The organism is Brevibacillus antibioticus, from assembly GCF_005217615.1.
GTDB lineage: Bacteria > Bacillota > Bacilli > Brevibacillales > Brevibacillaceae > Brevibacillus > Brevibacillus antibioticus.
The window spans coordinates 633,690-659,472 of the sequence record NZ_SZNK01000001.1 but is presented as its reverse complement, the minus strand read 5'-3'; the positions used below and the strand labels follow the sequence as shown (position 1 = coordinate 659,472).

Annotated in this window: 25 protein-coding genes; 8 read left to right on the top strand and 17 right to left on the bottom strand. The window is 48.3% G+C overall.

Going from position 1 to position 25,783, the window contains the following annotated elements; genetic code table 11:
* Positions 1 to 4 precede the first annotated feature (4 nt).
* Complete coding sequence (locus tag E8L90_RS03135) at positions 5 to 727, bottom strand: YitT family protein (RefSeq protein WP_137027953.1); 723 nt, start codon at positions 725 to 727, stop codon at positions 5 to 7.
* A 283-nt stretch (positions 728 to 1,010) separates the two neighbouring features.
* Here E8L90_RS03135 and E8L90_RS03130 point away from each other — a divergent pair, with 283 nt between their 5' ends.
* On the top strand, positions 1,011 to 2,375 hold the full coding sequence (locus E8L90_RS03130; RefSeq protein ID WP_137027952.1) for a hemolysin family protein: 1,365 nt from the start codon (positions 1,011 to 1,013) through the stop codon (positions 2,373 to 2,375).
* Between the two features lie 71 nt (positions 2,376 to 2,446).
* Positions 2,447 to 4,864 (top strand): UvrD-helicase domain-containing protein, encoded by a 2,418-nt coding sequence (locus E8L90_RS03125; RefSeq protein ID WP_137027951.1) that lies wholly within the window; start codon positions 2,447 to 2,449, stop codon positions 4,862 to 4,864.
* 149 nt (positions 4,865 to 5,013) lie between these two features.
* Here E8L90_RS03125 and fabI read toward each other — a convergent pair whose 3' ends face one another.
* The 3 genes from fabI to E8L90_RS03115 form a co-directional block, all read right to left on the bottom strand.
* Complete coding sequence (gene fabI / locus E8L90_RS03120) at positions 5,014 to 5,787, bottom strand: enoyl-ACP reductase FabI (protein ID WP_016742464.1); 774 nt, start codon at positions 5,785 to 5,787, stop codon at positions 5,014 to 5,016.
* Between the two features lie 96 nt (positions 5,788 to 5,883).
* On the bottom strand, positions 5,884 to 6,036 hold the full coding sequence (locus E8L90_RS30075) for a hypothetical protein (RefSeq protein WP_167497576.1): 153 nt from the start codon (positions 6,034 to 6,036) through the stop codon (positions 5,884 to 5,886).
* Positions 6,037 to 6,090: 54 nt separating this feature from the next.
* Positions 6,091 to 6,816, bottom strand: coding sequence for a ZIP family metal transporter (locus tag E8L90_RS03115; RefSeq protein ID WP_137027950.1), 726 nt, complete (start codon positions 6,814 to 6,816; stop codon positions 6,091 to 6,093).
* A gap of 232 nt (positions 6,817 to 7,048) precedes the next feature.
* Between E8L90_RS03115 and E8L90_RS03110 the strand changes: the two genes are divergently transcribed.
* Both E8L90_RS03110 and E8L90_RS03105 read left to right on the top strand, forming a co-directional pair.
* Positions 7,049 to 7,666 carry a MerR family transcriptional regulator gene (locus E8L90_RS03110; RefSeq protein WP_137027949.1) on the top strand — a complete coding sequence of 206 codons (618 nt, stop codon included), beginning with the start codon at positions 7,049 to 7,051 and terminating at the stop codon, positions 7,664 to 7,666.
* A 155-nt stretch (positions 7,667 to 7,821) separates the two neighbouring features.
* Positions 7,822 to 8,910: an HD-GYP domain-containing protein gene (locus tag E8L90_RS03105; protein WP_137027948.1), complete on the top strand. Its 1,089-nt coding sequence runs from the start codon at positions 7,822 to 7,824 to the stop codon at positions 8,908 to 8,910.
* A gap of 41 nt (positions 8,911 to 8,951) precedes the next feature.
* Here E8L90_RS03105 and E8L90_RS03100 read toward each other — a convergent pair whose 3' ends face one another.
* Positions 8,952 to 9,632: a TerC family protein gene (locus tag E8L90_RS03100; protein WP_137027947.1), complete on the bottom strand. Its 681-nt coding sequence runs from the start codon at positions 9,630 to 9,632 to the stop codon at positions 8,952 to 8,954.
* Positions 9,633 to 9,717: 85 nt separating this feature from the next.
* On the opposite strand from E8L90_RS03100, the gene E8L90_RS03095 reads away from it, so the two are divergent.
* Both E8L90_RS03095 and E8L90_RS03090 read left to right on the top strand, forming a co-directional pair.
* Positions 9,718 to 10,239, top strand: coding sequence for an ADP-heptose synthase (locus E8L90_RS03095; protein WP_137027946.1), 522 nt, complete (start codon positions 9,718 to 9,720; stop codon positions 10,237 to 10,239).
* A 148-nt stretch (positions 10,240 to 10,387) separates the two neighbouring features.
* Positions 10,388 to 10,861, top strand: coding sequence for a chemotaxis protein CheW (locus E8L90_RS03090; protein WP_137027945.1), 474 nt, complete (start codon positions 10,388 to 10,390; stop codon positions 10,859 to 10,861).
* A gap of 65 nt (positions 10,862 to 10,926) precedes the next feature.
* Here the strand turns inward: E8L90_RS03090 and E8L90_RS03085 are convergent, their stop codons facing one another.
* The 7 genes from E8L90_RS03085 to E8L90_RS03055 form a co-directional block, all read right to left on the bottom strand.
* A complete protein-coding gene (locus tag E8L90_RS03085; RefSeq protein ID WP_137027944.1) occupies positions 10,927 to 11,595 on the bottom strand; it encodes a hypothetical protein in 669 nt (222 codons plus the stop codon).
* 49 nt (positions 11,596 to 11,644) lie between these two features.
* Entirely contained in the window at positions 11,645 to 12,241 is a 597-nt protein-coding gene (thpR, locus tag E8L90_RS03080) for an RNA 2',3'-cyclic phosphodiesterase (protein WP_137027943.1), read from the bottom strand.
* A gap of 63 nt (positions 12,242 to 12,304) precedes the next feature.
* Positions 12,305 to 12,787 (bottom strand): hypothetical protein, encoded by a 483-nt coding sequence (locus E8L90_RS03075; protein WP_137027942.1) that lies wholly within the window; start codon positions 12,785 to 12,787, stop codon positions 12,305 to 12,307.
* Positions 12,788 to 12,936: 149 nt separating this feature from the next.
* Positions 12,937 to 13,977, bottom strand: coding sequence for a hypothetical protein (locus E8L90_RS03070; protein WP_137027941.1), 1,041 nt, complete (start codon positions 13,975 to 13,977; stop codon positions 12,937 to 12,939).
* 3 nt (positions 13,978 to 13,980) lie between these two features.
* Positions 13,981 to 14,802, bottom strand: coding sequence for a 5'/3'-nucleotidase SurE (surE, locus tag E8L90_RS03065; RefSeq protein WP_208759455.1), 822 nt, complete (start codon positions 14,800 to 14,802; stop codon positions 13,981 to 13,983).
* 108 nt (positions 14,803 to 14,910) lie between these two features.
* The gene (locus E8L90_RS03060) at positions 14,911 to 15,342 is read right to left on the bottom strand and encodes a tellurite resistance TerB family protein (RefSeq protein ID WP_137027940.1); all 432 of its coding nucleotides are present in this window, start codon (positions 15,340 to 15,342) and stop codon (positions 14,911 to 14,913) included.
* Positions 15,343 to 15,442: 100 nt separating this feature from the next.
* Positions 15,443 to 17,245 (bottom strand): SgrR family transcriptional regulator, encoded by a 1,803-nt coding sequence (locus tag E8L90_RS03055; protein ID WP_137033244.1) that lies wholly within the window; start codon positions 17,243 to 17,245, stop codon positions 15,443 to 15,445.
* Between the two features lie 134 nt (positions 17,246 to 17,379).
* On the opposite strand from E8L90_RS03055, the gene E8L90_RS03050 reads away from it, so the two are divergent.
* Positions 17,380 to 18,603 (top strand): MDR family MFS transporter, encoded by a 1,224-nt coding sequence (locus tag E8L90_RS03050; RefSeq protein ID WP_137027939.1) that lies wholly within the window; start codon positions 17,380 to 17,382, stop codon positions 18,601 to 18,603.
* Positions 18,604 to 18,613: 10 nt separating this feature from the next.
* Here the strand turns inward: E8L90_RS03050 and E8L90_RS03045 are convergent, their stop codons facing one another.
* From E8L90_RS03045 to E8L90_RS03025, 5 genes are all read right to left on the bottom strand, one after another.
* Positions 18,614 to 19,411, bottom strand: coding sequence for an ABC transporter ATP-binding protein (locus tag E8L90_RS03045; protein ID WP_137027938.1), 798 nt, complete (start codon positions 19,409 to 19,411; stop codon positions 18,614 to 18,616).
* Positions 19,404 to 20,339, bottom strand: a complete 936-nt coding sequence (locus tag E8L90_RS03040) for an ABC transporter permease (protein WP_137027937.1) — start codon at positions 20,337 to 20,339, stop codon at positions 19,404 to 19,406. The genes E8L90_RS03045 and E8L90_RS03040 overlap by 8 nt, the downstream gene beginning before the upstream one ends.
* A 28-nt stretch (positions 20,340 to 20,367) precedes the next feature.
* Entirely contained in the window at positions 20,368 to 21,423 is a 1,056-nt protein-coding gene (locus tag E8L90_RS03035; protein ID WP_137027936.1) for an ABC transporter substrate-binding protein, read from the bottom strand.
* Positions 21,424 to 21,513: 90 nt separating this feature from the next.
* On the bottom strand, positions 21,514 to 22,518 hold the full coding sequence (locus tag E8L90_RS03030; protein WP_137027935.1) for an ABC transporter substrate-binding protein: 1,005 nt from the start codon (positions 22,516 to 22,518) through the stop codon (positions 21,514 to 21,516).
* A 134-nt stretch (positions 22,519 to 22,652) separates the two neighbouring features.
* Positions 22,653 to 23,972, bottom strand: a complete 1,320-nt coding sequence (locus E8L90_RS03025) for a hemolysin family protein (RefSeq protein WP_137027934.1) — start codon at positions 23,970 to 23,972, stop codon at positions 22,653 to 22,655.
* A gap of 141 nt (positions 23,973 to 24,113) precedes the next feature.
* Between E8L90_RS03025 and E8L90_RS03020 the strand changes: the two genes are divergently transcribed.
* The gene (locus E8L90_RS03020) at positions 24,114 to 25,778 is read left to right on the top strand and encodes a DNA repair helicase XPB (protein ID WP_341870805.1); all 1,665 of its coding nucleotides are present in this window, start codon (positions 24,114 to 24,116) and stop codon (positions 25,776 to 25,778) included.
* The last annotated feature ends 5 nt before the right edge of the window (positions 25,779 to 25,783 follow it).

Genomic DNA, 25,783 nt, shown 5'->3' with positions numbered 1-25,783 from the left:
TCCCTCATTTCTTCCTTTTCCTATTTATTTTCTCCAAAATATTGCCTTCCCCTTCCCTGTTCCTAAATCTCGCGCTTGTAATTACATAGAGCCGTGGTGAGTGATCATCCATTTTACGCGAAAGAAGCGGGCCTATTATCGTATACGGTGGCAAAGGTCGTCCCAGTCCACTGAACATTTGCGTAGTCGCCGCAACTGAGATGATTGTCAGCAAAGAGAAAATCATTCTCTCCATCCCGATCGTTTGAGTCGAGCAAAGTACGATCAACCCATCGATTAGAAAAATCAGCAAAGCAACGCGCAGCTTGTAGCGTCTGGCAAAAAATTGCGCGAGCAGGTCTGTCCCGCCCGTATTCGTCTCGTAAGCAAGCATCAACCCAACACCCATTCCAATTAATACGCCGCCAGTAACTGCGGAAAAGGAAGTTGACCATAGATTCCAACCACGCATATCCGAGAGAATGTCTATAAAGAAAGCAGAAATCAGCATGCCGTGAAAGCTGTGAAAAAACAAGCTGCGATCATACAAAAAGACGATGACATACACAGGAATACTAACGAATATCATCACCAGACCCGTCGGCATCTGCATGTAATACGTCGCCAGCAAACCGATCCCGATTATGCCCCCTTCCATTAGGCGATGCGGAACCAAAAACAGGTTGACCCCAATGCCTAGAAGCACGCTCCCTGTAAGAATCGCTACACTTTTTTGCAGCCAGTACATGTGCTTCCCTCCTTGGACCGTGCTCGTTTATGTTTATGAATGGAAAGAAGCAGGTATGTCCAAGCAATACGCAGAATGCGCTCGTTCAAATCGGAACGTTTTGACTGTTCGGTTGACCTATTGGTATACTTACGAGTAACAAGAAAACCTGTAGCATGGCTCATGAAAAGCGTATCCATTACAGGTTTTAGATCGAATATTTATCTATTTTGGGTCGTACATGTAAAATACCATTATCGTATCGGAGGTGAGTGCTCCACCTTTCGCACTGCGGGAGGCGGAGGTGTGCTTGGAGAGTCCGATAGGGGAGATTACGCTGAATCTGCTGCTTGTGGTATTTTTGGTTCTTCTGAACGGCTTCTTCGTCGCAGCAGAATTCTCGTTGGTAAAAGTTCGCCAAACTCGTCTGACCCAGCTCGTTAGTGAAGGCAATAACAAAAGTGCCCGCTACGCGCAAAAAGTCACACGAGAACTCGACGCCTATCTATCCGCCTGCCAGCTCGGAATTACACTGGCTTCGCTGGGGTTAGGCTGGGTCGGTGAACCTGCCGTCGCCCAGTACGTCGCGCCTGTCATGGCATTTTTTCATTTCCCATCCTATTTGGTCGGTCCGACCTCACTTGCGATCGCTTTTGCTATCATCACATTTCTCCATATCGTATTCGGAGAGCTTGCGCCTAAGTCTTTGGCGATTCAAAAAGCGGAGGCGACTTCCCTATGGACTGCCGCACCGCTCATATTCTTCTACAAGCTGAGCTATCCGCTCATCTGGCTTTTAAACGGAGCGGCCAATTTACTAATCAGACGCCTAGGAATCGAGCCTGCCACCGAAACCGAATCGGCTCATACGGAAGAAGAAATCCGCCTTCTTATGAACCAGAGTCATAAAAGTGGTCACATTGACCAGACCGAGATGGCGTTAGTCGACAATGTCTTCGTGTTTTCCGAACGCCTTGCCCGGGAAATTATGATTCCACGGATTGATATGATTTGCCTCTACGATGACAACACGTTTGACGAAAACCTCGAAATCATGAGAGAGTCACGCCATTCGCGCTTTCCCGTCGCTCATGAGGATAAGGACAGGCTGATTGGCTTTGTGCACACCTCAGACTTTTACCTCTCTGCGCTCACGACAGGGAAAGCAGAGCTAACTGATTTTCTTCGTCCATTATTGACGGTGCCGGAATCCATGGAAATTAGCCACGTCTTGCGCTTAATGCAAAAGCGCCGTTCCCAGCTTGCCATCGTGATTGACGAATATGGCGGTACAGCAGGGTTGTTAACGATGGAGGACATTTTGGAGGAAATCGTCGGTGATATTCAGGATGAGTTCGATGAAAATGAGCGCCCTGAAATTGAAGAAAGCTCCAGCAATACGCTCTCGGTTTCCGGCAAAACTCTCTTGACAGAACTGAATGATTACATATCGATTGAAGTCGTTTCCGATGAGGTCGATACCATTGCCGGATGGCTCTACAGCCAGTTAAATGAAGAGGTCGCAAAAGGCACGACCGTTACATTCCAAGGCTATCTTTTTGCGATCAGTGAACTAGAAAACCATCGCATTACACGGGTGAGCATCACGTATTTGGGAGCAGAAGATTCGTCCGCTGTCCCTCAGGATATCGTGTCGCTGCACTCCTAATCAAAAAGAACAACCATAATGGCAAGTGTCCCCTGCCGACAGGGGGCACTTCTTGTTTCCGAGGTGTCCTGATGAACTACGCTTTACTAGACAACAAACCCATCCTGTTGCTACCTGAGAACTACAACCGCATACCGTTTTGGCGCATGGCTGCCCGACAGGACAAGGTTCGCTGTCCAGCCTGTGCATCAGCGCTTCGTCTTCACGCTGGCATCAGCTTTGAGCCGCATTTCTTCCATCCGGAAGGAGCAGAGTGCCCGCTTCTGACGGAAAATGGTCCTGCTCCTCTCGATTCGCTACAAGCGATTAATGAGACGGCCGCTACCGCCTTTCAGGCTGTCTTGGCTGCTACGGCCAAAAAGGATCACAGCGACGATAACGCGAAAGAACCACTCGCTTTCTCAACGAAGGACAACAACGAGGCATCCATAGACGTAGACGAAGCAAATACAACGAGCATCGGCTCCTTTCGCCTTCCGAAAAAGAGAACGATTGGCACGAGCACGACGCCCCCTCCGCCAGCTCCGAAGCCACCGGTTTTCCGCAAACGCTTCATGCCGAAAAAGACCATCTCTCACATGGCTGAGCAAATGCGCGATCAATCCCTGCATCCGGGACAACAGCAAGCGGTGCACGCTACCGAGGGACCTTTTCTCATCCTTGCCGGAGCCGGAAGTGGCAAGACACGCGTCATGACTGCACGCACGACTCACTTGATCTCGGATTTGGGCGTGAAGCCGAATCAAATCATGGTCGTGACCTTTACGACCAAAGCCGCCGATGAAATCCGTCAGCGCATTGCCCGCCAGCTACCCGCTGGACAAGCTCGTGAGCTAATTGCTGGTACGTTCCACAGCATCTTTTACCGAATGCTCCTGCATCACCAGCCAGAACGCTGGGATCAGCAGCGTCTCTTGAAAAAGGATTGGCAAAAATGGCGGTTGATGCGCGAGACTGGCGCACTGCTCGGTCATGACGACCTTGCCACGTTAAAAGAAACAGAGATCACTGAAGCACTCGGCATTATCAGCCGTTGGAAAAACGAATACATCCTCCCTCAGGAGGTCGCGTATCGGGAAGCAACGAACGATGCAGAAAAACGCGCAATCCAGCTTTATCCACTGTACGAGGCCACGAAGAAAAAGCATCATTGGTTTGACTTTGACGACATGCTCATTGGCTGCTACGAAATGCTGCGTGATGATCCAGGACTTCTGCGCCGTTATCAGGAACGCATCACCTATGTGATGGTCGATGAGTTTCAGGATATCAATCGCATTCAGTATGAGACGGTCAAGCTATTAGCCGCTCCGCAAAACAATTTGTGTGTCATCGGGGATGACGACCAGTCCATTTACGGCTTTCGCGGCAGTGATCCGCAGTACATCTTGGGCTTCACCAAAGACTTTCCGCAGGCGTCGACATTTACACTCGAGGTCAACTACCGTTCCCATTCCTCGATCGTCAGTCTTGGCTACTCACTGATCGGTCACAACCGGGAGCGTTGGGCAAAGGAATGTCAGTCCTTTCATCGTGAGGAAGGCGACACCTATTTATTCGAGCCGGAAGACGAAGAAGAACAAGCTTCCCGGATCGCCGATGAAATTATCCATCGCCGTGAACAGGGCGCCATTTTGGGTGAATGCGCGATCTTGTACCGCACCAATGAATCTGCACGCCCCATTTTGGAGCGCCTGAGCGAAGCCGGGATTCCTTTTCATTACACACAAGAGGAGGATTCCTTTTACCAACGCCAGACGGTTCGCTGGACGCTGAATTATTTGCGGCTCGCGTTAAACCCGGATGATACCGATGCACTAAAAGAAATATTGTCGACCCTCTACATCTCAGCCGAAATGTGGAATACCTTGCGCAGCCAAGCGATCATCGAGGACAAGCCGATTCTGCACGTTCTCCCGCATTTGACACAGCTCAAACCATATCAGCGCAAGCACATGCAGCAAATCAATGAGATTCTCACCGCGTGCAAGGACGTTCCACCTGCTCAGGCGTTGGAGCTCATCTATGAGGATGGCAAACTGCGCGACTATCTGAAAAAACGCGCGAAAGACCGGGAAGATGGCCGGGAACGTTGGAGTGATGAGCTGCAGCAAATACTGGCAGCTTCCAAGCGCCATGGGACAATCAGCGATTTTTTGGCTTATATCGATCACATGGCACGACAAGAAAAAGAATGGCGCACAATGCGGCCACTCCCGGACGAAGCTGTTCATGTGTTAAGTATCCATCGGGCAAAAGGTCTTGAATACGACCACGTCTTCTTGCCCGATCTGGTAGAAGGTGCCCTTCCTCATGAGTATACATTGGATGAGCTGCGAAAAGGCGACTTTGGTGCGCTTGAAGAAGAACGCCGTCTCTTATACGTCGCGATTACCCGGGCCCGTCACAGCTTGTGTATCGGTATCCCCCGAGAGCGATTCGGACGAAAGACCCGCACCTCCCGCTTCATCGCCGAGATGGGCAGGTAAGTACTGAAAGCCGCCGCCCATATAAATCAAGAATTCTTCCATGTTCGTAATCAATGGAAACATAATAAAACAAGCCCCCTTTCACGCATTTGGGTATAGTATGCGAGAAAAGGGGGCCTGTTATTCTTTTTCGGGAAATTTGCTTCTGGTTAGCCGCCCATAATGCTGTAACCAGCATCGACGTGCAGAATTTCACCCGTGATTCCTCGGGAGAGATTGCTGAACAAGAAGAGAGCGGTGTCGCCTACTTCCGATTGGTCAATCGTGCGACGCAATGGCGCTTTTTCCTCAATTTCTTTTAGCACGGAGTTGAAATTGCGGATTCCTTTTGCAGCAAGCGTACGGATTGGACCAGCGGAGATCGCATTGATACGAATATTCTCTTTGCCCAAGTCGTTTGCCAAATAACGAACAGATGCATCAAGCGCAGCTTTGGCTACACCCATCACGTTGTAGTTTTGAATCACGCGCTCACCGCCAAGGTAAGTCAAAGTCACGATGCTTCCGCCCTCCGTCATCAACGGACGAGCAGCACGAGCAACTGCGACCAGGGAGAATGCGCTAATGTCTTGCGCCAGTGCATATCCTTCGCGGGAAGTGTTAACATACTCGCCTTCGAGCTCTTCCGTTTTCGCAAACGCGATGCAGTGCGCTAGACCGTGAATAACGCCCACTTTTTCTTTGATTACAGCAAATGCCGCTTCGACATCCTCATCCTTGGTGACATCGCAATTTACCAACAGCGACTCTACTCCCAATTTTTCAGTGAGTGCCGCCACGTTTTCACGCAGACGCTCCCCTTGGTACGTAAAAATCAGATTCGCTCCAGCATTATGTAAGGATTGCGCAATTCCCCATGCAATACTGCGGTGGTTTGCTACGCCCATGATGACGATGTTCTTTCCTTGCAACAATGTATTCATTATGTATCTGCCCCTTCCCCAACTTATTCCCCTGCATTATAACCGATCTTGTCCATGGATACGAGTGAATAAACGGGAGAGGCAGTGTAAAAACATTTAATCGGTACTTCCGGCCTGATCGGTTAGCGCTGATAGAGCTTCAGGGGAAGCCCACGATTCCTGCAATGGATTCAACGACGTCCCCATGACCGGGAATTCATTGAGTGACTGCAAGAGATCGTCCTTTTGCATTTGCTCTTGATGGTTCATACTGTCTGTCCACACTCCCTTCCTTCAGACTAGACTGGCTAGGAAAGGGACCTTTTATGCATGCAAATGGCTCGCGTGCAAAAAAGCAGACAAAATCAGATATACGGCCATCGCGCCAACAAAATAAACGCCGTACTGTGCCTTTTTGGTTTGTCCGATATATGGGACGAGATGGCTGGCGGATACATATAAAAAAATACCAGTCGTCATAGCCAGCATAATACCAGACCAATGCGGCGGAAACATTCGCTCAGCAAAACCAAAGCTAAGAGCTCCTGCAATCGTCGCGATCCCAAGGGATGTCGCCCCCCAAAATGCTTTCTTTCTCGAGTTGGTCGCTACCAGCAAAAGAGAAGCGATGGTTACCCCATCCGGAATTTTGTGCAGCAGCATCGCCACCAACACGGATACCCCAACTTCTGAATCCATCCGCAGGCTAGCGACTAAGGAGACCCCTTCCACAAATGCATGTAATAAAAACCCCGTCATGACCCCAATCATTCCCGTGGAGCCGAACTCTCCGCTCGACTTGCTGATTAATTCCAAAGCAAAAAGCGTAACAAAGCCAACGAGCACAAATGGCATCAACCACAAGCTTTTGTCAGAAAAGACATGTGGCATCAAATCTAGCAGCGTAATCGCCAGCAGTAGCCCAGCCCCTGCACTGATCATCGCAAACAATGCCCCGGATGACCAGGCACGCAGACATAACAGCAGTCCCCCGATACTGCTCGCCAAGGCAGCAGTCAAAAGGACAATCCAGAAAACAGATTGCATCATCCGGTCCTCTCCTCACCCAACGAGCAAAAACATGTTTACTCCTTCTATATGTACGCGCCTGTCCCGGTCATTATGAGCAGACTAACAAATTTGACAAAATACGACGACCTGTCCGAATCGGACGAAAGATCACTAGTTTTTAGAACCTTTGTCGATTCTCTCTTACCCGGAAAATTTTGGTGCTATAATGAGTCCACCGGGAATACCGAGAGGAAAAAAAGGAGTGATTCTGATGGATGTACAAGTTTGGATGGCTTCAAAAGAGGTAGCTGATCGCCTTGATGTGCATGTTCGTACACTGCGTAACTGGCTGGACTTGTTCGTACCTGCTCAGGAACGTCTGAAAAATCCGCAGGGTCACTATTTGATCAGCGAAGCAGGCTTTGAACTGCTCAAGGAAGTGAAGGAAAGAAAAGACAATGGCAACAGCTCGTTAAAAGATATTCAGCGCCAACTGATAGAAGAAGGTCGTTTGCCCGAGGAAATGCTCATGGAAGAAGAACTCGCAGGTGCGGAAGAAACCGCCGTTACGCTGAGCGCCACAAACAAGCTGGGAACGGGCATGCGAGAAGTGGAAATAACAGTCCACGAGACACTCGTCCAATTTCAGCAGGAGCTCACTCAACTCTCCTCTATGAATCATATGCAATCGACCATTCTGCAAAAGATTGCAGACATTGAAGAAATGCAAGAGTCCCTCCGCTTGGAAATGCGCCGTGTTACTTTTGAACTGGATCTTATGCAGCAGCGCTTGACTCGTCGCAAGGAGCGCTATGCCCGCTACGAGCCTCGCTGGTCACTTAATCCATTCCGCTGGTTTACACGTTCAAATCGCGCAGCCGAGCAATAATCTTGTTATTCAATACGGAAAAAAATGACAATTAAGCGAAGTACTTCGGCAACGGTAGTCTCCCCGTGTTCTATTGTGATAAAATGGTACTAAACGAACTGACTGAAAATCAGGACTATTTACATTCTATCAAAAAAGGGACTGGGGCTTTCGTTGTGAGAAAATTGCATATTACTTCGGTAAAGCCGGGCGATGTCATCGCCAAGAGCGTGTTCCAAGAGAATGGGAACGTTCTGTTGGGAATCGGGGTAGAATTAACTCCCCGTTACATTGAACGGCTTGTTCAATTGGGAATTGATACGCTTTACATTCAAGACAAGAATACAGAAGATATCATGCCGGAAGATGTAATCCGCGATGAGACGCGTAAAGAAGCCGTGGATGCCGTGTACAAAACGATGACCACCCTCATGGATCAGCCGCAGATCAAGCGCCGTACGTCCGCACCTGAATTCGGGAGCAGTTTTCAAAAGGTTTTTCGGGAAATCTTTCAAGACCTGAGTAGTCGCAAAGACATCTTGGTCAACCTGTCCAGTCTTCACGTGTTGGATGGTTACCTTTTTCACCACGCTGTCAATGTCGCCGTTCTGTCTGGTGTGGTAGGGATGGCCAAAGGCTACAACCAGCAGCAGATGATGGAATTGGGCATTGGTGCGCTTTTGTTCGACATCGGCATGACACAGGTTCCTAAGGAGCTCTGGACCATGCGTACCGAGTTAAGCGTAGAAGAACGTCAACGTGTCCAATATCATACCGAAGAAGGCTTTAATATTTTACGGAATCAACATAATATCTCGGTCGTCTCCGCACACTGTGCGCTTCAGCACCACGAAAGATACAATGGAACAGGATATCCCCGTCAGCTCTGTGAGAAAAACATTCACGAGTATGCACGCATCGTCGCAATCGCGGATGTTTACGATGCCTTAGTTTCCCCACGACCGTTTCGGAAAAGCTACTCGCCGAGTGATGCTACCGAGTACTTGTTCGCTACAGGAAACACCTATTTCGACCTCGACCTGCTCAAGTTATTCCTGCAGCACGTCGCCATTTATCCAATTGCATCTACTGTATTGCTGAGTACAGGGCATACCGGGGTCGTTTCCAAAGTGAATCCATTGGCAGTGAATCGGCCTACGATCCGTATGTTAACCAATGAAGATGGATCTGAAGTAGCCACCACCTATGAAATCGATCTCTACGATAAAGAATGGATGAGTGTGACGATCGTCAAAACCTTATAGCCCTGAGACAAAGCTGAGATTCGTTATTCATCTCAGTTTTTTCATTCGTGGGTGCCGGTTGTTTTCGTACGTTGCAAATACCCCGCAACTAACACGAGACCAACCAACCCCATTTTGATCGCATATTCGAGCCAGCTCCTCCCTCCAATCCACTCATGCATCTTATTTTCCATGAGAATCATATTCGCCGCTGCCACAGCTAGGACACCTGAACCAACATAAATAAGCCATACAAAGCGCTCCATTGCTTTTAAAATGAGCTGGCTACCAAAAACCATGAGAGGCACACTGATCAAGAGGCCGAGCACGATGAGGACGATATCTCCATTCGCTGCCCCCGCAATAGCGAGTACATTGTCCAGTCCCATCATCACATCTGCCACGACAATCGTCCTGACCGCTTGAACCAAGTCTTCACTCGAGTTGATTGCTTCCTCCCGCTCGTCCTCGCGTAACAGGTTGTAGCTGATCCATAGGAGGATAACTCCGCCGATCAAGTACAGATACGGGATTTTCAGCAAATAAACAGCAAGAATGGTAGCGATCACACGTACGATAATAGCAAGAAACGTCCCCCACAAAATGGCTTGCTTTCGTTGTTCGACAGGGAGCTTCCGACAAGCGATGGCAATGACCACGGCATTATCTCCACTTAATACGAGGTTGATGGTAATGATGAGTAGTAGCGACGAAAAAAAAGCAGATTCAAACAAAGGATGCACCCTCCTGAACTTTTTGAGCCCTACTCGCCACCCTTGTACGGTACCCCCGATTTTTTGTATGATGGTAACGAGGAGGGTTGTCGAAATGTCGAAACAATTCGTTATAGAAGCGATCATGTTGGCTATCTACGGGGAGTTGATGGTCCCATCGCAACCAGTAGAATATCTGATACCCGCGTCGACAATCTATGAATTGGACGAATTTATCCAGAGTCCTGAACCTATCATGCCCTATTCTGCCGATGATCAGTATGTCCGTCGGATTATGAAAGAAATGAGCCAATTTTTTGCCGATCCATTCAACCGCAAACGAATGGAAAAAGGACTGATAGCCCCATGGTCCAAGGTTCCCTTTTCTTTTCCGAACGGCGTGACCCTGACAATCGTAAAAGTAGAAGACAACGCCATGTGGGGGGAATTATTTGATCCCGTAGAGACACAGCTATTGTTGACGGCCATGAAATTTGAGGCCCCACTTCTCACAGACCAGCCTGATTATCAGGATCGGATATTGGAATATATCGTGCCTGTTCAATTTTACGATGTGGATGATTTTGATTTCGCACTCGAGCAAGGAATCTCATTGAACGACCTTCGTGAACCATAATCAAGAAAACAGACCGACGAGCCTGGCGCTTGTCGGTCTGTTCTTTTTCATAAGTCTTTGCCTGTCACAAAAAAACGTCCTGAATAGGTTTGCCCATGGTACAATATGGGTAAAGACATGGAAAGCGGTTCGGAGAGGAATGATGCACATGGAATTGACGAAGAGAAGCAATGATTCGGAGGCAGAAGTAGCTGTTGACCAACAGATTTTGTTTAAAATGGGGAATGAATATTATGGACTGTCAATTTCACTCGTACGTGAGATTATCAAGCCACTGCCCATTACACGTTTTCCAAAATCTCCACCTTATGTCGAAGGAGTCATTGATCTGCGTGGGCGGATCTTACCAATAATCAACTTGCGGAAAATGTTTGATTTGGAACCTATGGAAGAAACGGATGATACTCGTTTTGTCGATTTGCAGATGGACGGGTTGAACATCGGGATTATCGTGGATGCGGTCTCTGAGGTCATGAATATTCCACAAAACTTGATCGAGCCTGCACCACCCATTATCGCTGGTGTAGAGGGCAAGTATTTGCACGGCATTGCCCGACTGAACGACAAGCTAATCATGCTGCTTGATGTGGATGAAATTTTTGGACAGTGGAAAAAGAAGTAAGTGGCAGTGTAAAGCCCAGTGCGAGTATGATGCACTGGGCTTTTGTTCGCTTTATTCGTTATTTCCTACTCTCTGCCTCCGCTTGCTAAATACGCAAAGTTCACCCACACCATCTCTTCGATTCCCAAAATTTCTTTGAACAGGTCAACCGAGTCGTACAACAGTGAAGCCCCTGTGTCGTCATCAACGTTTGTCAACAACTGCAAATCAAAAAGGGAACGTAACTGCTGAATTTGCTTCGGACCCACGATACGACTAAACGACTGCGGTTTGATACGTGTGATCCCTTTACCTACCTCGCGCCGATACAACTCCGAACGCACTACCCTCTCCAGTATGTCTTCATACTTTTGCCGAACGTCCTCGCTGTCTACAATTCCTTCCTGCAGGTCAATCTCTGGATAAAGCCTTCCAAACTCCGCTTCCGCCATTTCTACATCGAGCGAGTAGCTGATTGTCCCTGACGCAACCTCGAAGCCTGCATCGAACAAACGAAAGCCCCAGCCATTGTCCTCAGCGTCATGAAACCAGAGGAGGGGAACAAATTGCTTGGACAGTCTCAGTAAAAAATCAAGCGTCGTGGAGGTTTCCAGCCACTCATCCTGCAGGAAAAATGCATTCCAGTCGCTGTTGACGTTTCTGTGGAAGTGTGGCTGCTCTGTCTTGGATAAGGCAATCAGTACTTTCGGTTCGTATTTGCGTGGATAAAGAATGCCGGTCGTGAACTCACCCATCCGTTTTCCACCGCTTTCTGGAAGGCTTCCCTGATCCTTTCTTCTTAGTCTATTCAAGCAACGCTTGTTTTTTGCTGTGATCTTTATCAAACGTGCTCGTGTGGATAATCGTATGTACCGCGCCCTCCCGCAACAGCTCAGAACGATACAAATGGAAATGCCGTGCCTTCCATTGTGGCGGCTCCTGCGCTAAATAACGTTCATTCCAATCCATGAGGGCAAGCTCATCCTCACTGCGATGCGGACCACGTGCCAGCGTAATATGCGGTCGATACCGTTTCCGATCGTAGGACAGGCCTTCATGCAATTCAAACCGTCTCCCTAACAATAAATGCAGCTGTTTGAGAGGAGAAAGTTGGCCGCGCAGCCCGAGCCAGAGCACACGTGGATGCAAGGCATTCGGAAAAACCCCAAAGCTGCCAACAGCTAGAGTAAATGGCTGAATGATCGCGCTGACAATATCCATGTCCTCGCAAATGGAGGGTACGAGCGACTCATCCACCTCTCCAAGAAAATGCAAAGTCAAATGCAAATTAGCGAGAGACTGCCACCTATCCGCCTTCACATCTTGCTTCAACCTTTTTTGAACATCGGCAATATAAGCGGCAGCCTCAGCCGGAATATCCAATGCTAGGAATAAGCGCATTTCTGTCCTCCTTCAAAAAAAACAGCCCTCCTGTGACGGAGAGCCATTCTCTTTCATGCCGCGTTAGGCAGCCATCATCTTTCCGGTTACGATTCCCAAAATACTCCGAACATATTCCGCAAGACGATTCGAGCCAGGCTGGTAGGTAAAGCGCAACGTCAGCTCACTATGACCGACATGGCCAGCGGGAGGGATATTCCAGAAGTACTCTCCTTCCCCGTATAAAAACTCTTCAATGCGTTGCTTCTTTCCTTCGATATCGATACTGGGATCATGCGTCAAGGAAAACTTCATCCTAACAGAAAACGAGTCTGTCCAAACGTGATCGCGCTTATGTAATTTCCCATGAATAACAACTAAACCGGCTTCTCCCCACAGATTGTACTCGAGCAAAGCCTGAAACTGCGGATGTACCTGCAGCTCCAAGGCAGGAAGCCCTCCTTCGATCGTAAGTGCATGACGTTGTGCCAGTTGCTCAATCTCCCCTTGAAAACGGTGGGCGCATTCAGAAACAGCTTGGAACAAATTGGGTTCAACAGCGTACATCGTCGTCACCTCTCCCCAATGGAATGTCTGTCTTACTTAATTCGAATTCCTGCTTGTCGTATCCTTTGTTGAAAAATGACTTATTTACCCTTATTTCATCGAAGACGAAAAAATTCCGGGGAGAGTCTTTTTTCACAATCTCTCAACAATTACAGGTAAGGGACAGGCATCCCTGGAAACGCTTTCGCAAACATCTGCGCGAGCTCGTTCTGTACATCTTCATCCAGCTCCAAATGATAGAGGCGACCGTTCTCATAACGCAGTAGTGGATAGGCACCCAACTGTAAAGGAGAAGCGTCCTGCGTCTGCACATACTCCGGCAAAGTCATCAAAAAGCGCGAGAACGGATTCGCTTCATCCTCTGACATATGAACAACCTCGAATAAATGCGAGAGACTTGGTGTCAGCACGATCATTGCGTAATCACCCGCTTCCGCTGCCCATACGGTAAAGGATGTATCCCGGACCTCGCTGCGGGCGTGCCTGCGCATAACCCACACTGCTTGCTGCACAGTACTCATCAATAAATACTGGGCTCCTTCTTCACCATGGACATCTCTCATGTGCTTGTAGCGCAATACGAAGGCCATCCCCGATTCTGTAAAAACAGATCCAGGCAAGCTCATCGCTGAGATGCTTTCGGTCTCTTCCTCACGCACCTGCACCTCTTCTGGAAGTGTATCGGGTGTTCCCTCATAGAGCGCCTGAATCATCTCATGCGTACGAGCCACTTCCGCTGGGGAAAAAGAGAGGGACTCGGAATAGATGTGGGTAAGCTCACGATCCGCATAAGCCAGGTAGTGCAAAGAAGTATACGGCTGCTCGATCAATCTCAAGGCCATGCTTCGGTCATTAGCACGCGCTATGTCGAACGTCAAGGGAAAACCAAGCGGATTCAGCGGGTCCGAGAGTGTCCAAATGACCGCGAGCAATTTATTTTGATACGTCTTGAATTCGAGCGAAACGGCATCTCTCGTCTGCTCGCTGAAAGCATCCACCGATTCGAACACTAAATACAGCTCTACTTCGCCAGTGCCACTAAGACGGACAAAGTAAGGAAGCCCCTCTTCTTCTGCTAGCTTGTACAAATCGTGATAAACCACGGGATCGAGTACCTCTCCCTGCGTTGACTCTTCTGGAGAACGCAGGGTGTCATCGGGGGTTAGCGGAGGAAAAAAGTCGTCGTTCATGTGTTATTCCTCCTGTTTTCCCCAGGCTTTTAGCAATGTCCAATTGTCCATTTGTTTCAAGAGAGTCCGGTCTGTCGCGTCAATGTGGACAGGGGTAATCGCAATATAGCCATGCTTGAGCAAATCATAGTCCAGTGGCTCCGCCAGTGGCATGACTTGAGGATACTCACGGGCTAAATAATAGCCTTCCGCTTCTTCGCTATATTTGTCTTCATAGTGGTTCATAGACAAGGTGGCCGGAACCATTCCTTTCAACTCATTCAGCGGTACATGCGGGATATTGATATTCCAGAATACCTCTGACGCCAGTTCCCCTTTGATCGCACGCTCGCTAAATTCTTTTACAAGCGGACGAATCATCTCCACTACATCGCCGTAGTTGTCTTGATCGAACCAGTTATCATAGGAAAGAGCAACACCGGGAACACCCAAGATGACCGCCTCCCTGGCACCGCTGCACGTACCAGAGTAATAAATATCACGTCCGAGATTCGTCCCGACGTTAATCCCCGAGAATACGATATCCGGCTTTTTCCCCTGTTCAAACAGGAGATGGTAAGCAGCTTTTACACAGTCTGCAGGGTTGCCATTGACCGCCCACGCTTTCACCGGCATTCCGTAAAAATCACGCTGTTCAGGCGAGAGCGCACTGCGATAAGTGATTCCGTGTCCGACCCCGCTTTTCTCTTCAACCGGTGCTACTATAGAGACTTCCGCTCCCTCCAAAGTGAGCAAAGCTTCTACCAGCCGCTTGATACCAAGAGCATCGATGCCATCATCATTCGTTACCAAGATCCGCAAAATAGGGTCTCCTCCTTCATCCATAGCGTTGCCACTTGCTAAGACGTTATTTTTCTTATTGTACTGTAGAAAACGAGGCTGCGCCAAGCTTCCTCCTAAAACGAAAGGACCCCAATCATATTGGGGCCCCAGCTATTCTTCTACTATATCTTTCCATCGTTCGCGCCAAACAATTCCTTCGCGAATCCACTCTTCTACTTGACGCTGCTTTTCCTCAGAGATTCCGATCAGGCAAGCGATGCGGGCAATCACTTTGGTTTCCGACGGGGATAGCTTCCGATCGATCAATGCCATGTGGTAGAGCTTGCGCATCATAACGAGCTTTTCAGCCTGGGTCATGGCTACCAGATCTTCCACGATGACTTCTGGACGTTTCGGGTAGTCCATGTCATCCATTAAAATTTGTCGCTCTTTCAATGTAAAGTGCTCTGAATTCACGATTTCATGAATACGATCTATCTCTTTATTTCCTATATAACCATCGGCGTGCCCGACGCAGATCATCAAGCGAATGGACGCAAACAAAATGTGTTTGTCCTTTTCGGTTTTGGTATACACCGGCATAGTTCCTCCTCAAAGAACGTTATGAGCATACTATATATCTACATATAATAATACGTTTAAAAACGAAAGCGGTTTCACATGATTATGTGACAAATTTATGCTATTCCCTAACAAAAATGCGCCTGAAATCAATCCAGCCATAGGCATCCAGACTTACACCAGATAACCGTGGATGTGCAAGCATTTCTACCCGATTCGAATACAGCGGGACAAACGTACCGCAAGCCGCAAGCGTATGCATGATGCTGTCTACGCAAGCTTGTCGGTCTTGTGCTGTTTGGACGCACGACATGCGGTTCATCCAATGCGCGATCTCTTCCTTTCCATGCGGATCTAAATGATGAGAAATACTCAACGCACCAGCCTGTAGAAATTCTCGTAAAGAGAGCTCCGTCCTTTCATCTACATTCGCACTATCCACAACTAAATCAGCCTCTTGTAATAACAAAGACGAGGCAAGCTCCTCCGGGGATGCATACCTGATCTCTATGGCAATTCCGTATTCCTTGCACGTTTTCTGAATCCACTGGGCATCTTCTATATGATCGAGGTCTGGATACGTATAGAGCGACAGCGCCTCTCCCTGATACCCGCTCTCTTTGAAAATACGAACCAACTCCTGTGAATCCGGCACCTCTCTTTTTATTTGGAACGAATCAGTTTTACCCCAGATGACTGCATGCTCCCTCGTTCCCTGTAGCTCTTGTCTCAAGGCTTGTCCACAAATGATAGCCACCATGAGACCCCGAAATTCGCTATGTGACAGCGGACCATTTTTTGCTCCATTCAAGCTGACGTATTGAAAACAGTCTTCCAATCTGCCAACGTCACTCCATGCCAGAGAGCTCCTATTACGATGATCATCCAAAGCCGTTACGGATAACAAGCTCTCATCTACCTGCGCTTCTGCTGCCATTCCAGGCACGCACCAGATTTCGATTCGGTCCAAGAAGGGCCTTCCCCCAAAATATGGCGTAAACGCTTCCAACACGAGCATGGAATCGTCGTTGCGGACTACTCGAAACGGTCCCGTTCCTACTGGCATTTGCGCAAATTGCTCCCCCATCTCCAGAACGTAATCACAGGGGACTATCGCCATGTATTCCTTACTCAGTGCCTGTAAAAACAATTCATCCGACATATGCAAAGAAATCGTCAATACGTAGTCATCTTTGACGGTAATCGACTCGATTGAAGCGGCTAGCCAGCGATGTTTATAGGAATGCTCCATCAAACGAAGGAAGGAAAAGCGCACATCATCGGCAACAAGTGGACGGCCATGATGGAATAAGACACCTTTCCGCAAGTAAAAAGTCCACTGCCTTCCTTCTTCACTAGCCTCCCAATAAAAAGCGATAGCGGGTTCAATCCGTCTCGTGACTGGATCAAACTGGACTAGAGAATCAAATAGCTGCTTGACCATATGTGACTCGGAGCGCAGGAGAATATGAATCGGATCAAGCCCTGCGAATGGTCGACTGTAAAACAAACGCAAGGTATCGACTCTGCCTATACTTCCCTTTTCCCGCTTCACACGGTGTCCAAACTGACTATTCATCCATCGTGAAAATTTTTCATTTATCACAGGAAAATTTACCCCGTATTCCTCGATCATATCCCGTGCAGCACGAATCTCCCCTTTTTGCACGAGTTCTTTGGCAACGCTCATAATCAAGTCTTCGGGAGCAAGTAAGCATGTCAATACAGATCGGTTGCCACGGCCTCTCCCCGGCTGCCAGACTACCCACCCCTGGCTTTGCATTTTTTTCAAGGTCAGCGTCGCATTCCGCAACGTACAAAATAAAATCGAAGCAACTTCAGCCAACGATATGTCAAGGGGATGCCCTATCGCTTCATGAGACCGCCCCGCAAATAAACGCATGTATTGTTCAACGAGCTGCATCTTGCCACCACCAATTCCCACAGAAAACATGAAAAAGCTATTCGCCTAATCGTACGCTTTTTCTCCGGTCTTTGCCACCTTACAATTCTAAAAACACCAACTAACCGGAAAAAGCCGAAAGAAAGGACTATCTTATGTCACATATCCCTCATGCACTCCGTCGATTCATTGCTACGTATCCGACACTCCTCTGGGTCCGTCTATTCGGCGAAACACTCACCTCTTTATCCAGCGCCATGATCGCTCCATTTCTCGTATTGTACTTGAGCGAGAACATCGGCGGGTCTGTCACCATGACCATGCTCGTCATTGGTTTGCAGCCCTTCTCCGAGATTTTGCTGACGCTATTTGCTGGTGGCATCACAGACCGCTATCGCCGAAAAACAATCATGCTTCTCGCCCTTTTCCTGCAAGGCTTCGCCATGTTGGGAATGGCTTGGGCGGACTCCATGCTGGGCTTTGCGATCCTGTACATCATCAACGGTGCTGGCCGCTCCCTATTTATCCCTGTCAGTCGAGCGCATCTCGCTGATACGATTTCCTCTGCACAAATGGCCGGTGCCTTTGCCCTTCTCAATACTTCTAGCAGTATCGGGGCCGCATTGGGACCTTTGGTCGGAGTCATGATTTACAAGTACGATCCTGCTATGGCATTTTTGTTTACTGCGATCTCGCTTTTGATCTATACTCTTGCCGTCTGGTGGAAAATCCCGCAAACTCCGCTGCCAGAAGCTCCCGTCGAAGAAGCAGTAGACGTACGTTCACGCGGCTCCTGGCAGGTTTATCGACCAGCCCTTGCCATTATGATGCTGTCTTTGCCCATCAGTCTGTTTTACGCGCAAACCGAGACGAATCTCCAGCTTCATCTGAAATACACGCTGCCAGACTATTTGCAAACACTTGCCTTGCTCATTGCGGTAAAAGGAGGCCTGTTGCTCCTGTTCGAGTATTTGCTCGTCAAATGGACTCAGCACTTGCCCGCTCGCTTGTTAATTAGCGGCTCGTACATTTGCTTTCTCATCGTATCCTTAGGCTACGCGTTCATCGACAACGTACCAGTCCTTCTCGCCTTGCAAGTGTTGCTCGTTATCGGAGAAAGTATTGGTCTGACTCATTTGATGGCCTTCGTCACACGGATATCACCTGTAACGATGCGCGGGCGGTACTTCGCGATTACGGGAACGCATTGGGATATTTCCCGCATGTGCGGACCGTACGTAGGCAGCCTTGTCTTATTGCAATATGGCGGCACGATGCTTTTCACCATTGTCGCAGGCATCCTTTTAATCGGTGCCGGATTCATGTACGTGTATCTTTCCACCAACGAAAAAACCTCCCCGCTTGAACGGGAAGGCTGATTCGATCCGATTAGGTTAACAAGAAGCGATCTTCACTGAAGCTTTCTCCACCGCGGGCTGTTTCGAATGCTCGAAGCAAATCCTGCGGTTTCATCGTCCGTTTTTTCTCATCCGGAATGTCGAGGATGATTCCCCCATCGTGGAGCATCAACAGACGATTACCCATGTTCAACGCTTGTTCCATATTATGCGTGACCATGATTGTCGTCAGTTTATAGCGCTCCACGATTTTTTCGGTTAAATCTACAATCAACTGCGCCCGTTTCGGGTCAAGCGCTGCTGTATGCTCATCGAGGAGTAAAATCTTCGGCTCCGTGAAGGTTGCCATCAACAGGCTCAGTGCTTGACGCTGTCCTCCTGAGAGAAAACCGACTTTGGTCTTCAAACGGTTCTCCAGCCCTTGATCCAGCTGCTTGAGCTGCTCGCGGAACAGCTCTCGCTTCTGATTATTCACCCCAAACCCAAGTGTACGACGTTTTCCCCGACCCAAAGCGATTGCCAGATTTTCCTCAATCGTCATGTTCGGCGCTGTACCTGCCATTGGGTCCTGAAACACACGGCCGATCAGACCTGCACGCTGGTGCTCCGCCAAGCGTGTGACATCTTTCCCGTCAATCTGAATGCTTCCGTTATCTGGTGTCAGTCCGCCGGAGATCATGTTCATCATCGTCGATTTACCGGCACCATTACTACCGATAACGGTGATGAACTCTCCTTTCTTAACATGCAGATTGACGTTTCGAAGCGCAATCTTTTCATTCACAGTTCCTGCGTTGAATACTTTGTTGACGTTTGTAATTTTAAGCATCGCTGCTTCCTCCCCTTGCCGTGCGTACCGCCTGCTTTTTCCAGATGCCTTTTGCCACAGTTGGGACTGTCAGGGCAACGATAACAATCAGGGCAGTAATCAGCTTCATGTCAGAAGGATTGAGTCCTTTATCCAGAGCCAGTGCAATAACCAAACGGTACACAATCGAGCCGAGAACGACAGCAAGCGTCACTCGGAAAATCGAAGAGCTGCCAAACAAAACTTCCCCGACAATAACGGAAGCGAGACCGATGACGATCATCCCGATCCCCATTCCTACATCCGCAAAGCCTTGGTATTGAGCTACCCAGGCACCAGCTAAAGCTACCAGGCCATTAGAGAGAGCCAAACCGATAATCGTTGTTGAATCCGTGTTTACCCCAAAGCTGCGGATCATCTTCGAGTTGTCACCTGTCGCACGTAAATCAAGACCCATATCCGTATGCAGGAACCAGTCAATGATGAGCTTCAACACCAGAACACCTACGATAAAGATGATTGCTACACCAGACAGCAAGGTAACTCCACCTACGGCCAGGTTTGGAATGCCCATATCCTTCACATAAGTGAACAAAGTATCTTCCCGCAAAAGAGGCAGATTCGCTTTTCCCATAACACGCAAATTGATCGAGTACAAAGCGATCATCGTCAAGATCCCCGCCAAAAGTGCGTTAATCTTTCCTTTGGTATGCAAGACGCCCGTAAAAGCTCCTGCCAAACCACCTACGATGAAAGCCAGTAGGGTGGCCAAAAACGGATTAGTGCCCTCGATAATGAATTTGGCTGCGATTGCGCCTCCCAAGGCAAAACTACCATCTACAGTCAAGTCAGGAACGTTTAGGACTCGGAAGGTCAGATATACACCGAGAGCCAAGATACCAAATAGTAAACCTTGCTCAATGGCTCCCATTAATGCCAGTTGATTCATAGAAGAAATCCTCCAATTACTGCATTTATTACTCGATCACTTGTCCAGCACGGTCGAGCATGGTTTGCGGAATCGTCACACCCATTTTTTCCGCTGCTTTCTTATTCAATACGAGCTTCATGTCTGCTTGCATTTCAACAGCCATATCAGCTGGCTTCGCTTCACCCTTCAGGATTTTTGTCGCCATATCGGCTGTTTGCTCGCCCAGCTTCGTGTAGTCGATTCCGTAAGTGGCAATCGCTCCGCTCTTCACAGAGTTTTCTTCACCAGCGATGACCGGAATTTTTTGTGCTTCAGCGACTCCGATCACAGCTGCAATCGAAGATACGACCATGTTGTCAGTTGGTACGTAGAAAGCATCTACTTTGCCCACCATGGACTCAGCTGCTTGCTTCACCTCTGTCGCGCTCGTAATCGCCGCTTCTTTAATTTCTAAACCAAGCTTGCCAGCTACAGCTTTTGCAGTATCTACCTGTACTTTGGAGTTGACTTCGCCAGAACTATAAATGATTCCAACCGATTTCGCATCAGCTTTCATTTCTTTGATCAGCTTCAATTGCTCTTCGACTGGATTCATATCCGATGTACCGGTTACGTTCGCTCCCGGCTTGTCCATCGCTGCAACCAGACCAGTTTCTACAGGATCTGTTACCGCAGTAAACAGGATCGGAATTTCTTTACTCGTTTGTGTGGCAGCCTGTGCCATTGGAGTCGCAATGGCCAACACCAAATCTACTTTGTCAGCCTCAAATTTTTGGGCAATCTGAATGGCTGTATCCATGCTCGCTTGAGCGGATTGCACATCAATTTTTACTTGCTTGTCTTTTTCGTAACCGTTTTTAGCCAGTTGGCTGATAAAGCCCTCTCTTGCTGCATCCAAAGCGGGGTGTTCAACGAATTGGGCAATTCCAATGGTCAGCTGCTTAGTTTCAGTAGACGGGGCAGATGCCGTCGTAGTTGCAGGAGCGGGTGTAGGATTGTTTGCAGGGGTAGTGCTTTGCTGTCCACAAGCGGTAACAGACAAAAGCAATAAAGGAAATAAAAAACTCTGAAAAATTTTAATACTCTTCTTTTGTTTGAACATTTAGTGAATTCCCCCTCGTGAATTTTTTCTACAGTTTAACATGGATAAAACGGTTTTAAAAGAATAAAAAGAGAGCATGACGCTCTCTTTTTACTTGATGATTTCTTTCGCCTGTTGTTTGAGTGCCTCAGTAATAGTGAGCCCAAACTTTGCAGCAGCTGTTTCATTAATATACAAATCAGCTTGTTTCGAAATCTCTACAGGAGTATCAGCAACACTTTGCCCTTTTAAGATACGGGCAGCCATATTGCCTGTTTGTTTACCGATTTGGTAGTAATCAATCCCGTAAGTAGCAACCGCTCCACGTTTCACTGTATCGGTATCGGAAGCAAATACAGGGATTTTGTTTGCCTCTGCTGCTCCGAGCACCGCTTCAAAGGAAGAAACAACGGTGTTGTCAATTGGGATAATAATGGCATCTGCTTTACTAGCAAGACTTTGAGCTGCCAGCTGCACTTCGGATAGCTGTGAAATGCCTGCCTTAACGATTCCTACGCCTTCTTTTTTCGCTGCGTCTTCCAATTCTTTGACCTGTACCTCTGAGTTAATTTCGGAGGTCGTGTAGATCACGCCCAGCTTTTTCAGCTCAGGCAGGAAGGTTTTCACCAGCTTCAATTGTTGTTCCATCGATACTTTATCGGACGTCCCGGTCACATTTTTGTCTGGCTTCTCCAGACTGCCAACCAATTGAGCCGAGATCGGGTCTGTTACCGAACTGAAAATAACAGGTTTGTCAGCAATCGCCTTGGCTGCTGCCTGAGCGGATGACGTCGCAATCGCTACGACAATATCCTTTTTATCTCCGGCATACTTCTGTGCGATCGAGACCGTATTGTTCATGTCACCATGGGCGTTCTGGGAGTCTACCTCCAAGTTCTTGCCCTCTTCGTAGCCAGCATCCTTCAGACCATCCAAAATTCCTTTATGAATAGCATCCAGCGCAGGGTGCTCCACGAATTGCGTCAGCCCCAGCTTCACTGTTTGCCCTTGGCCTGTCGTTGCTGCTGTCTCTGTTTTCCCACCTGTTTCGTTGCCACATGCTGCCAAAGAAAACGCCAGCAATGCGGTCAGTACCATACTGACTGCTCGTCTCATCTGTACTTCCTCCTCTAGTCTCTACTCTTTCGCTGCTCCTAATCACCCTAAGCAATTAGGCTCATTGCCATCTATGCAACTTGTGTCCCATTATAGCAATTATATTACGCATTGAGAAGCCCCCCTTTCCTCACTTACGTGGAACTGATTTCTTCTTCTGCTTTGCCGACTTTCTTTGCATATACCCTGGTGATTCTGTAATGGTCGACCTCTCCCACGACAAATTCGTACTTTCCCTCTTTTACCCGATCCCCCACGCGCGGCGGATGGTCGATCTGCATGTAAATCCAGCCAGCAAGCGTATCTACATCGCTCGACTCTAATTCGATGTCCAGATAATCGCCCACTTCTTCCAATAACATGCGCCCGTCCAATGACAGCATGCCGTCACTGCGTTCTACCTCTGGGCGTTCATCGTCGAACTCGTCCTGAATGTCTCCAACAATTTCTTCCATTATATCTTCGAGGGTCACCAGCCCGGCAGTCCCTCCATACTCATCAATGATAATCGCCATTTGCCCACGTTGTTTTTGCAGCATAGTCAACAATCGGCTGATCGAGATCGTCTCCGGTACCGTCAAAATGGAACGCATGAAGGTCTGAAGGTCATGGCTCTCTCCTTCCAAAAGCCCTGTCAACATATCCTTGATGTGCAAACTACCCACAACATGGTCCTTGTCACCATCCACTACTGGATATCGGGTAAACCGTCCATTTTGGACATGCTTGACGTTCTCGTCAAAAGGATCGCGCAGGTTCAAGACAACCATATCCGTACGCGGAACCATGATTTCTCTTGCCATCGTCTCCGAGAAATCAAAAATATTATCGACCAGCATCAGTTCGGTTTGATCAATCAAGCCGCTTTTATGACTTTCGTTGACAAGAATGCGTATTTCTTCTTCTGTATGTGCTTCCTGATGCGGCTCTAACGATATATGAAAGAGCGCAAGAAAACGACTCGCGGACCAGTTCAGCATTTGAATAAAGGGATACATGATTTTGTAAAAGAGTTGGATCGGTTTGGCTATCGCAAGTACCACCTTTTCGGAGTATTGAATAGCCAGTGTCTTAGGTGCCAGCTCCCCCAGCACGATATGCAAAAACGTTATCAGCGAAAAAGCGATAATAAAGGAAATACTGGTAACAACCGTTTCATTTAAATGGAAATAACGAAAAACGGGATGCAAGAGATGCGCGACGGCAGGCTCTCCCAGCCAACCGAGTCCTAATGAAGCCAGCGTAATCCCAAGTTGGCACGCGGAGAGGTAGGCATCCAAATTGCGGAGGACTCTCTCGACGTCAACAGCGCGCTTGTTTCCTTCCGCTGCGAGCTGTGCAATGCGCGATTCCCTTACTTTTACGATCGCGAATTCGGTCGCAACAAAGAACCCGTTCAGGAGTACGAGGATCATGACCAAGATCAAATGAAACAAGCTTCCCCAAATTGCCATGCTCCCCGACATCCTTTCCGTCCATGCTTTGGGATATTGTTTCCCATCCACGCCAAAATGTTACCTGTTCGTTTTTCTTTCTTTTTGAGATTGTGATACCATAGTGCTGATTCCTATGCCTTTTTTAATGAGGTGAGTCTATTGTCGTACCGTCCAGACCTGCCCTTGATCGTTCAAAGCGATCGAACGATATTGTTGGAAACGCAGCATCCTCTATTTCCCGAGGCCAGACAAGCTATCAGTGGTTTTACCGAGCTAATCAAGAACCCAGAATACATCCATACGTATCGGATCACCCCTTTATCGCTTTGGAATGCGGCTGCATCTGGTCTTACATCACAAGAGGTAACAGAAGTGCTTGGCAGCTACAGCAAGTACGGTGTCCCTCCAACTATTGTCAAAGAAATTGAAGATACGATGCGAAAATACGGCTTGTTTCGTTTGGAACGCATTGGCGATCAACTCGTATTAATGAGTGAAGACCCACTTCTTTTAGCAGAGGTGACCAGTTATAAATCAATCGCTGCTCTTTTTGAGAATGAATTCGTCATCAAAAGCTATGCGCGCGGACTGATCAAACAAGAGCTGATCAAGCTCGGGTTTCCTGTTCAAGATTTGGCAGGCTATACAGAAGGCGAATCCTGTGCAGTCAGCTTGCGGGAAACGACATCCCGAGGCCGAGCATTCTCCTTGCGCTCTTATCAAAATGAAGCTGTCGATGCCTTCTATTCCGGAGGCGCTGTGACCGGGGGAAGCGGTGTACTCGTCCTGCCCTGTGGTGCTGGAAAAACGGTCATTGGACTTGGTGCTATTTGCCAATTGCAAACAGCCACACTCATTTTGACCACGAATACGACATCAGTTCGTCAATGGATCGCAGAGCTCTTGGACAAAACAGGACTTGATCCAAACATGGTCGGCGAATACACTGGTGACAACAAAGAAGTCAAGCCAATAACTGTGGCGACTTATCAAATTCTTACATACCGCCCCACCGCCGAAGATGATTTTCCTCATCTGAAACTCTTTTCAGAGCGCGACTGGGGGCTTATTATTTACGATGAGGTGCATTTGTTGCCTGCACCCATCTTTCGTGTTACTTCTGGGATTCAAGCTACTCGCAGACTTGGGCTGACTGCTACTCTTGTTCGTGAAGACGGGCGGGAGGAAGATGTTTTCACGCTGATTGGTCCAAAAAAGTACGAGATTCCGTGGAAAGTCATGGAAGAGCAAGGCTGGATCGCAGAGGCGCATTGCCGAGAAATTCGACTCCCCTTTGAGCCGAAGTGGCGGGAGGCTTATGCACATGCAACCGCTCGTCAAAAGTTTCGCATTGCGGCGGAAAATCCCAAAAAACTGGAGGTCGTCCGCGAGCTATTGGAGAGGCACGCCCACGATCGCGTTTTGATCATCGGGCAATATATCGATCAACTGGAGCAGATGGCAACGGCCCTCCAACTGCCACTTATTACAGGAAAAGTACCGGACAAAGAACGCGAGCTTTTGTACACGCAGTTTAAAAAAGGGGAAATTACACGCCTGATCGTATCCAAGGTAGCCAACTTTGCGGTTGATTTGCCGGATGCCAACGTCGCAATCCAAATCTCCGGGACGTATGGTTCCAGACAAGAAGAGGCACAGCGCCTGGGACGTATCTTAAGGCCCAAAACAGACAACAACACCGCCCATTTTTATACATTGGTAACGAGGGACACGAGAGAGCAGGAGTTTTCGCTCCATCGCCAGCTTTTTCTGGTCGAACAAGGCTATCCATACGATATTATAGAAATTGAAACGCTGGTCTGAAACAT

What these genes read in the sequence shown, in the direction of transcription:
- E8L90_RS03135 (WP_137027953.1), bottom strand. Translation starts at nt 727, where the DNA reads ATGTACTGGCTGCAAAAAAGTGTAGCGATTCTTACAGGGAGCGTGCTT.
- E8L90_RS03125 (WP_137027951.1), top strand. Translation starts at nt 2,447, where the DNA reads ATGAACTACGCTTTACTAGACAACAAACCCATCCTGTTGCTACCTGAG.
- fabI (WP_016742464.1), bottom strand. Translation starts at nt 5,787, where the DNA reads ATGAATACATTGTTGCAAGGAAAGAACATCGTCATCATGGGCGTAGCA.
- E8L90_RS30075 (WP_167497576.1), bottom strand. Translation starts at nt 6,036, where the DNA reads ATGAACCATCAAGAGCAAATGCAAAAGGACGATCTCTTGCAGTCACTC.
- E8L90_RS03115 (WP_137027950.1), bottom strand. Translation starts at nt 6,816, where the DNA reads ATGATGCAATCTGTTTTCTGGATTGTCCTTTTGACTGCTGCCTTGGCG.
- E8L90_RS03110 (WP_137027949.1), top strand. Translation starts at nt 7,049, where the DNA reads ATGGATGTACAAGTTTGGATGGCTTCAAAAGAGGTAGCTGATCGCCTT.
- E8L90_RS03095 (WP_137027946.1), top strand. Translation starts at nt 9,718, where the DNA reads ATGTCGAAACAATTCGTTATAGAAGCGATCATGTTGGCTATCTACGGG.
- E8L90_RS03090 (WP_137027945.1), top strand. Translation starts at nt 10,388, where the DNA reads ATGGAATTGACGAAGAGAAGCAATGATTCGGAGGCAGAAGTAGCTGTT.
- E8L90_RS03085 (WP_137027944.1), bottom strand. Translation starts at nt 11,595, where the DNA reads ATGGGTGAGTTCACGACCGGCATTCTTTATCCACGCAAATACGAACCG.
- thpR (WP_137027943.1), bottom strand. Translation starts at nt 12,241, where the DNA reads ATGCGCTTATTCCTAGCATTGGATATTCCGGCTGAGGCTGCCGCTTAT.
- E8L90_RS03075 (WP_137027942.1), bottom strand. Translation starts at nt 12,787, where the DNA reads ATGTACGCTGTTGAACCCAATTTGTTCCAAGCTGTTTCTGAATGCGCC.
- E8L90_RS03070 (WP_137027941.1), bottom strand. Translation starts at nt 13,977, where the DNA reads ATGAACGACGACTTTTTTCCTCCGCTAACCCCCGATGACACCCTGCGT.
- surE (WP_208759455.1), bottom strand. Translation starts at nt 14,802, where the DNA reads ATGGATGAAGGAGGAGACCCTATTTTGCGGATCTTGGTAACGAATGAT.
- E8L90_RS03060 (WP_137027940.1), bottom strand. Translation starts at nt 15,342, where the DNA reads ATGCCGGTGTATACCAAAACCGAAAAGGACAAACACATTTTGTTTGCG.
- E8L90_RS03055 (WP_137033244.1), bottom strand. Translation starts at nt 17,245, where the DNA reads ATGCAGCTCGTTGAACAATACATGCGTTTATTTGCGGGGCGGTCTCAT.
- E8L90_RS03050 (WP_137027939.1), top strand. Translation starts at nt 17,380, where the DNA reads ATGTCACATATCCCTCATGCACTCCGTCGATTCATTGCTACGTATCCG.
- E8L90_RS03045 (WP_137027938.1), bottom strand. Translation starts at nt 19,411, where the DNA reads ATGCTTAAAATTACAAACGTCAACAAAGTATTCAACGCAGGAACTGTG.
- E8L90_RS03040 (WP_137027937.1), bottom strand. Translation starts at nt 20,339, where the DNA reads ATGAATCAACTGGCATTAATGGGAGCCATTGAGCAAGGTTTACTATTT.
- E8L90_RS03035 (WP_137027936.1), bottom strand. Translation starts at nt 21,423, where the DNA reads ATGTTCAAACAAAAGAAGAGTATTAAAATTTTTCAGAGTTTTTTATTT.
- E8L90_RS03030 (WP_137027935.1), bottom strand. Translation starts at nt 22,518, where the DNA reads ATGAGACGAGCAGTCAGTATGGTACTGACCGCATTGCTGGCGTTTTCT.
- E8L90_RS03025 (WP_137027934.1), bottom strand. Translation starts at nt 23,972, where the DNA reads ATGGCAATTTGGGGAAGCTTGTTTCATTTGATCTTGGTCATGATCCTC.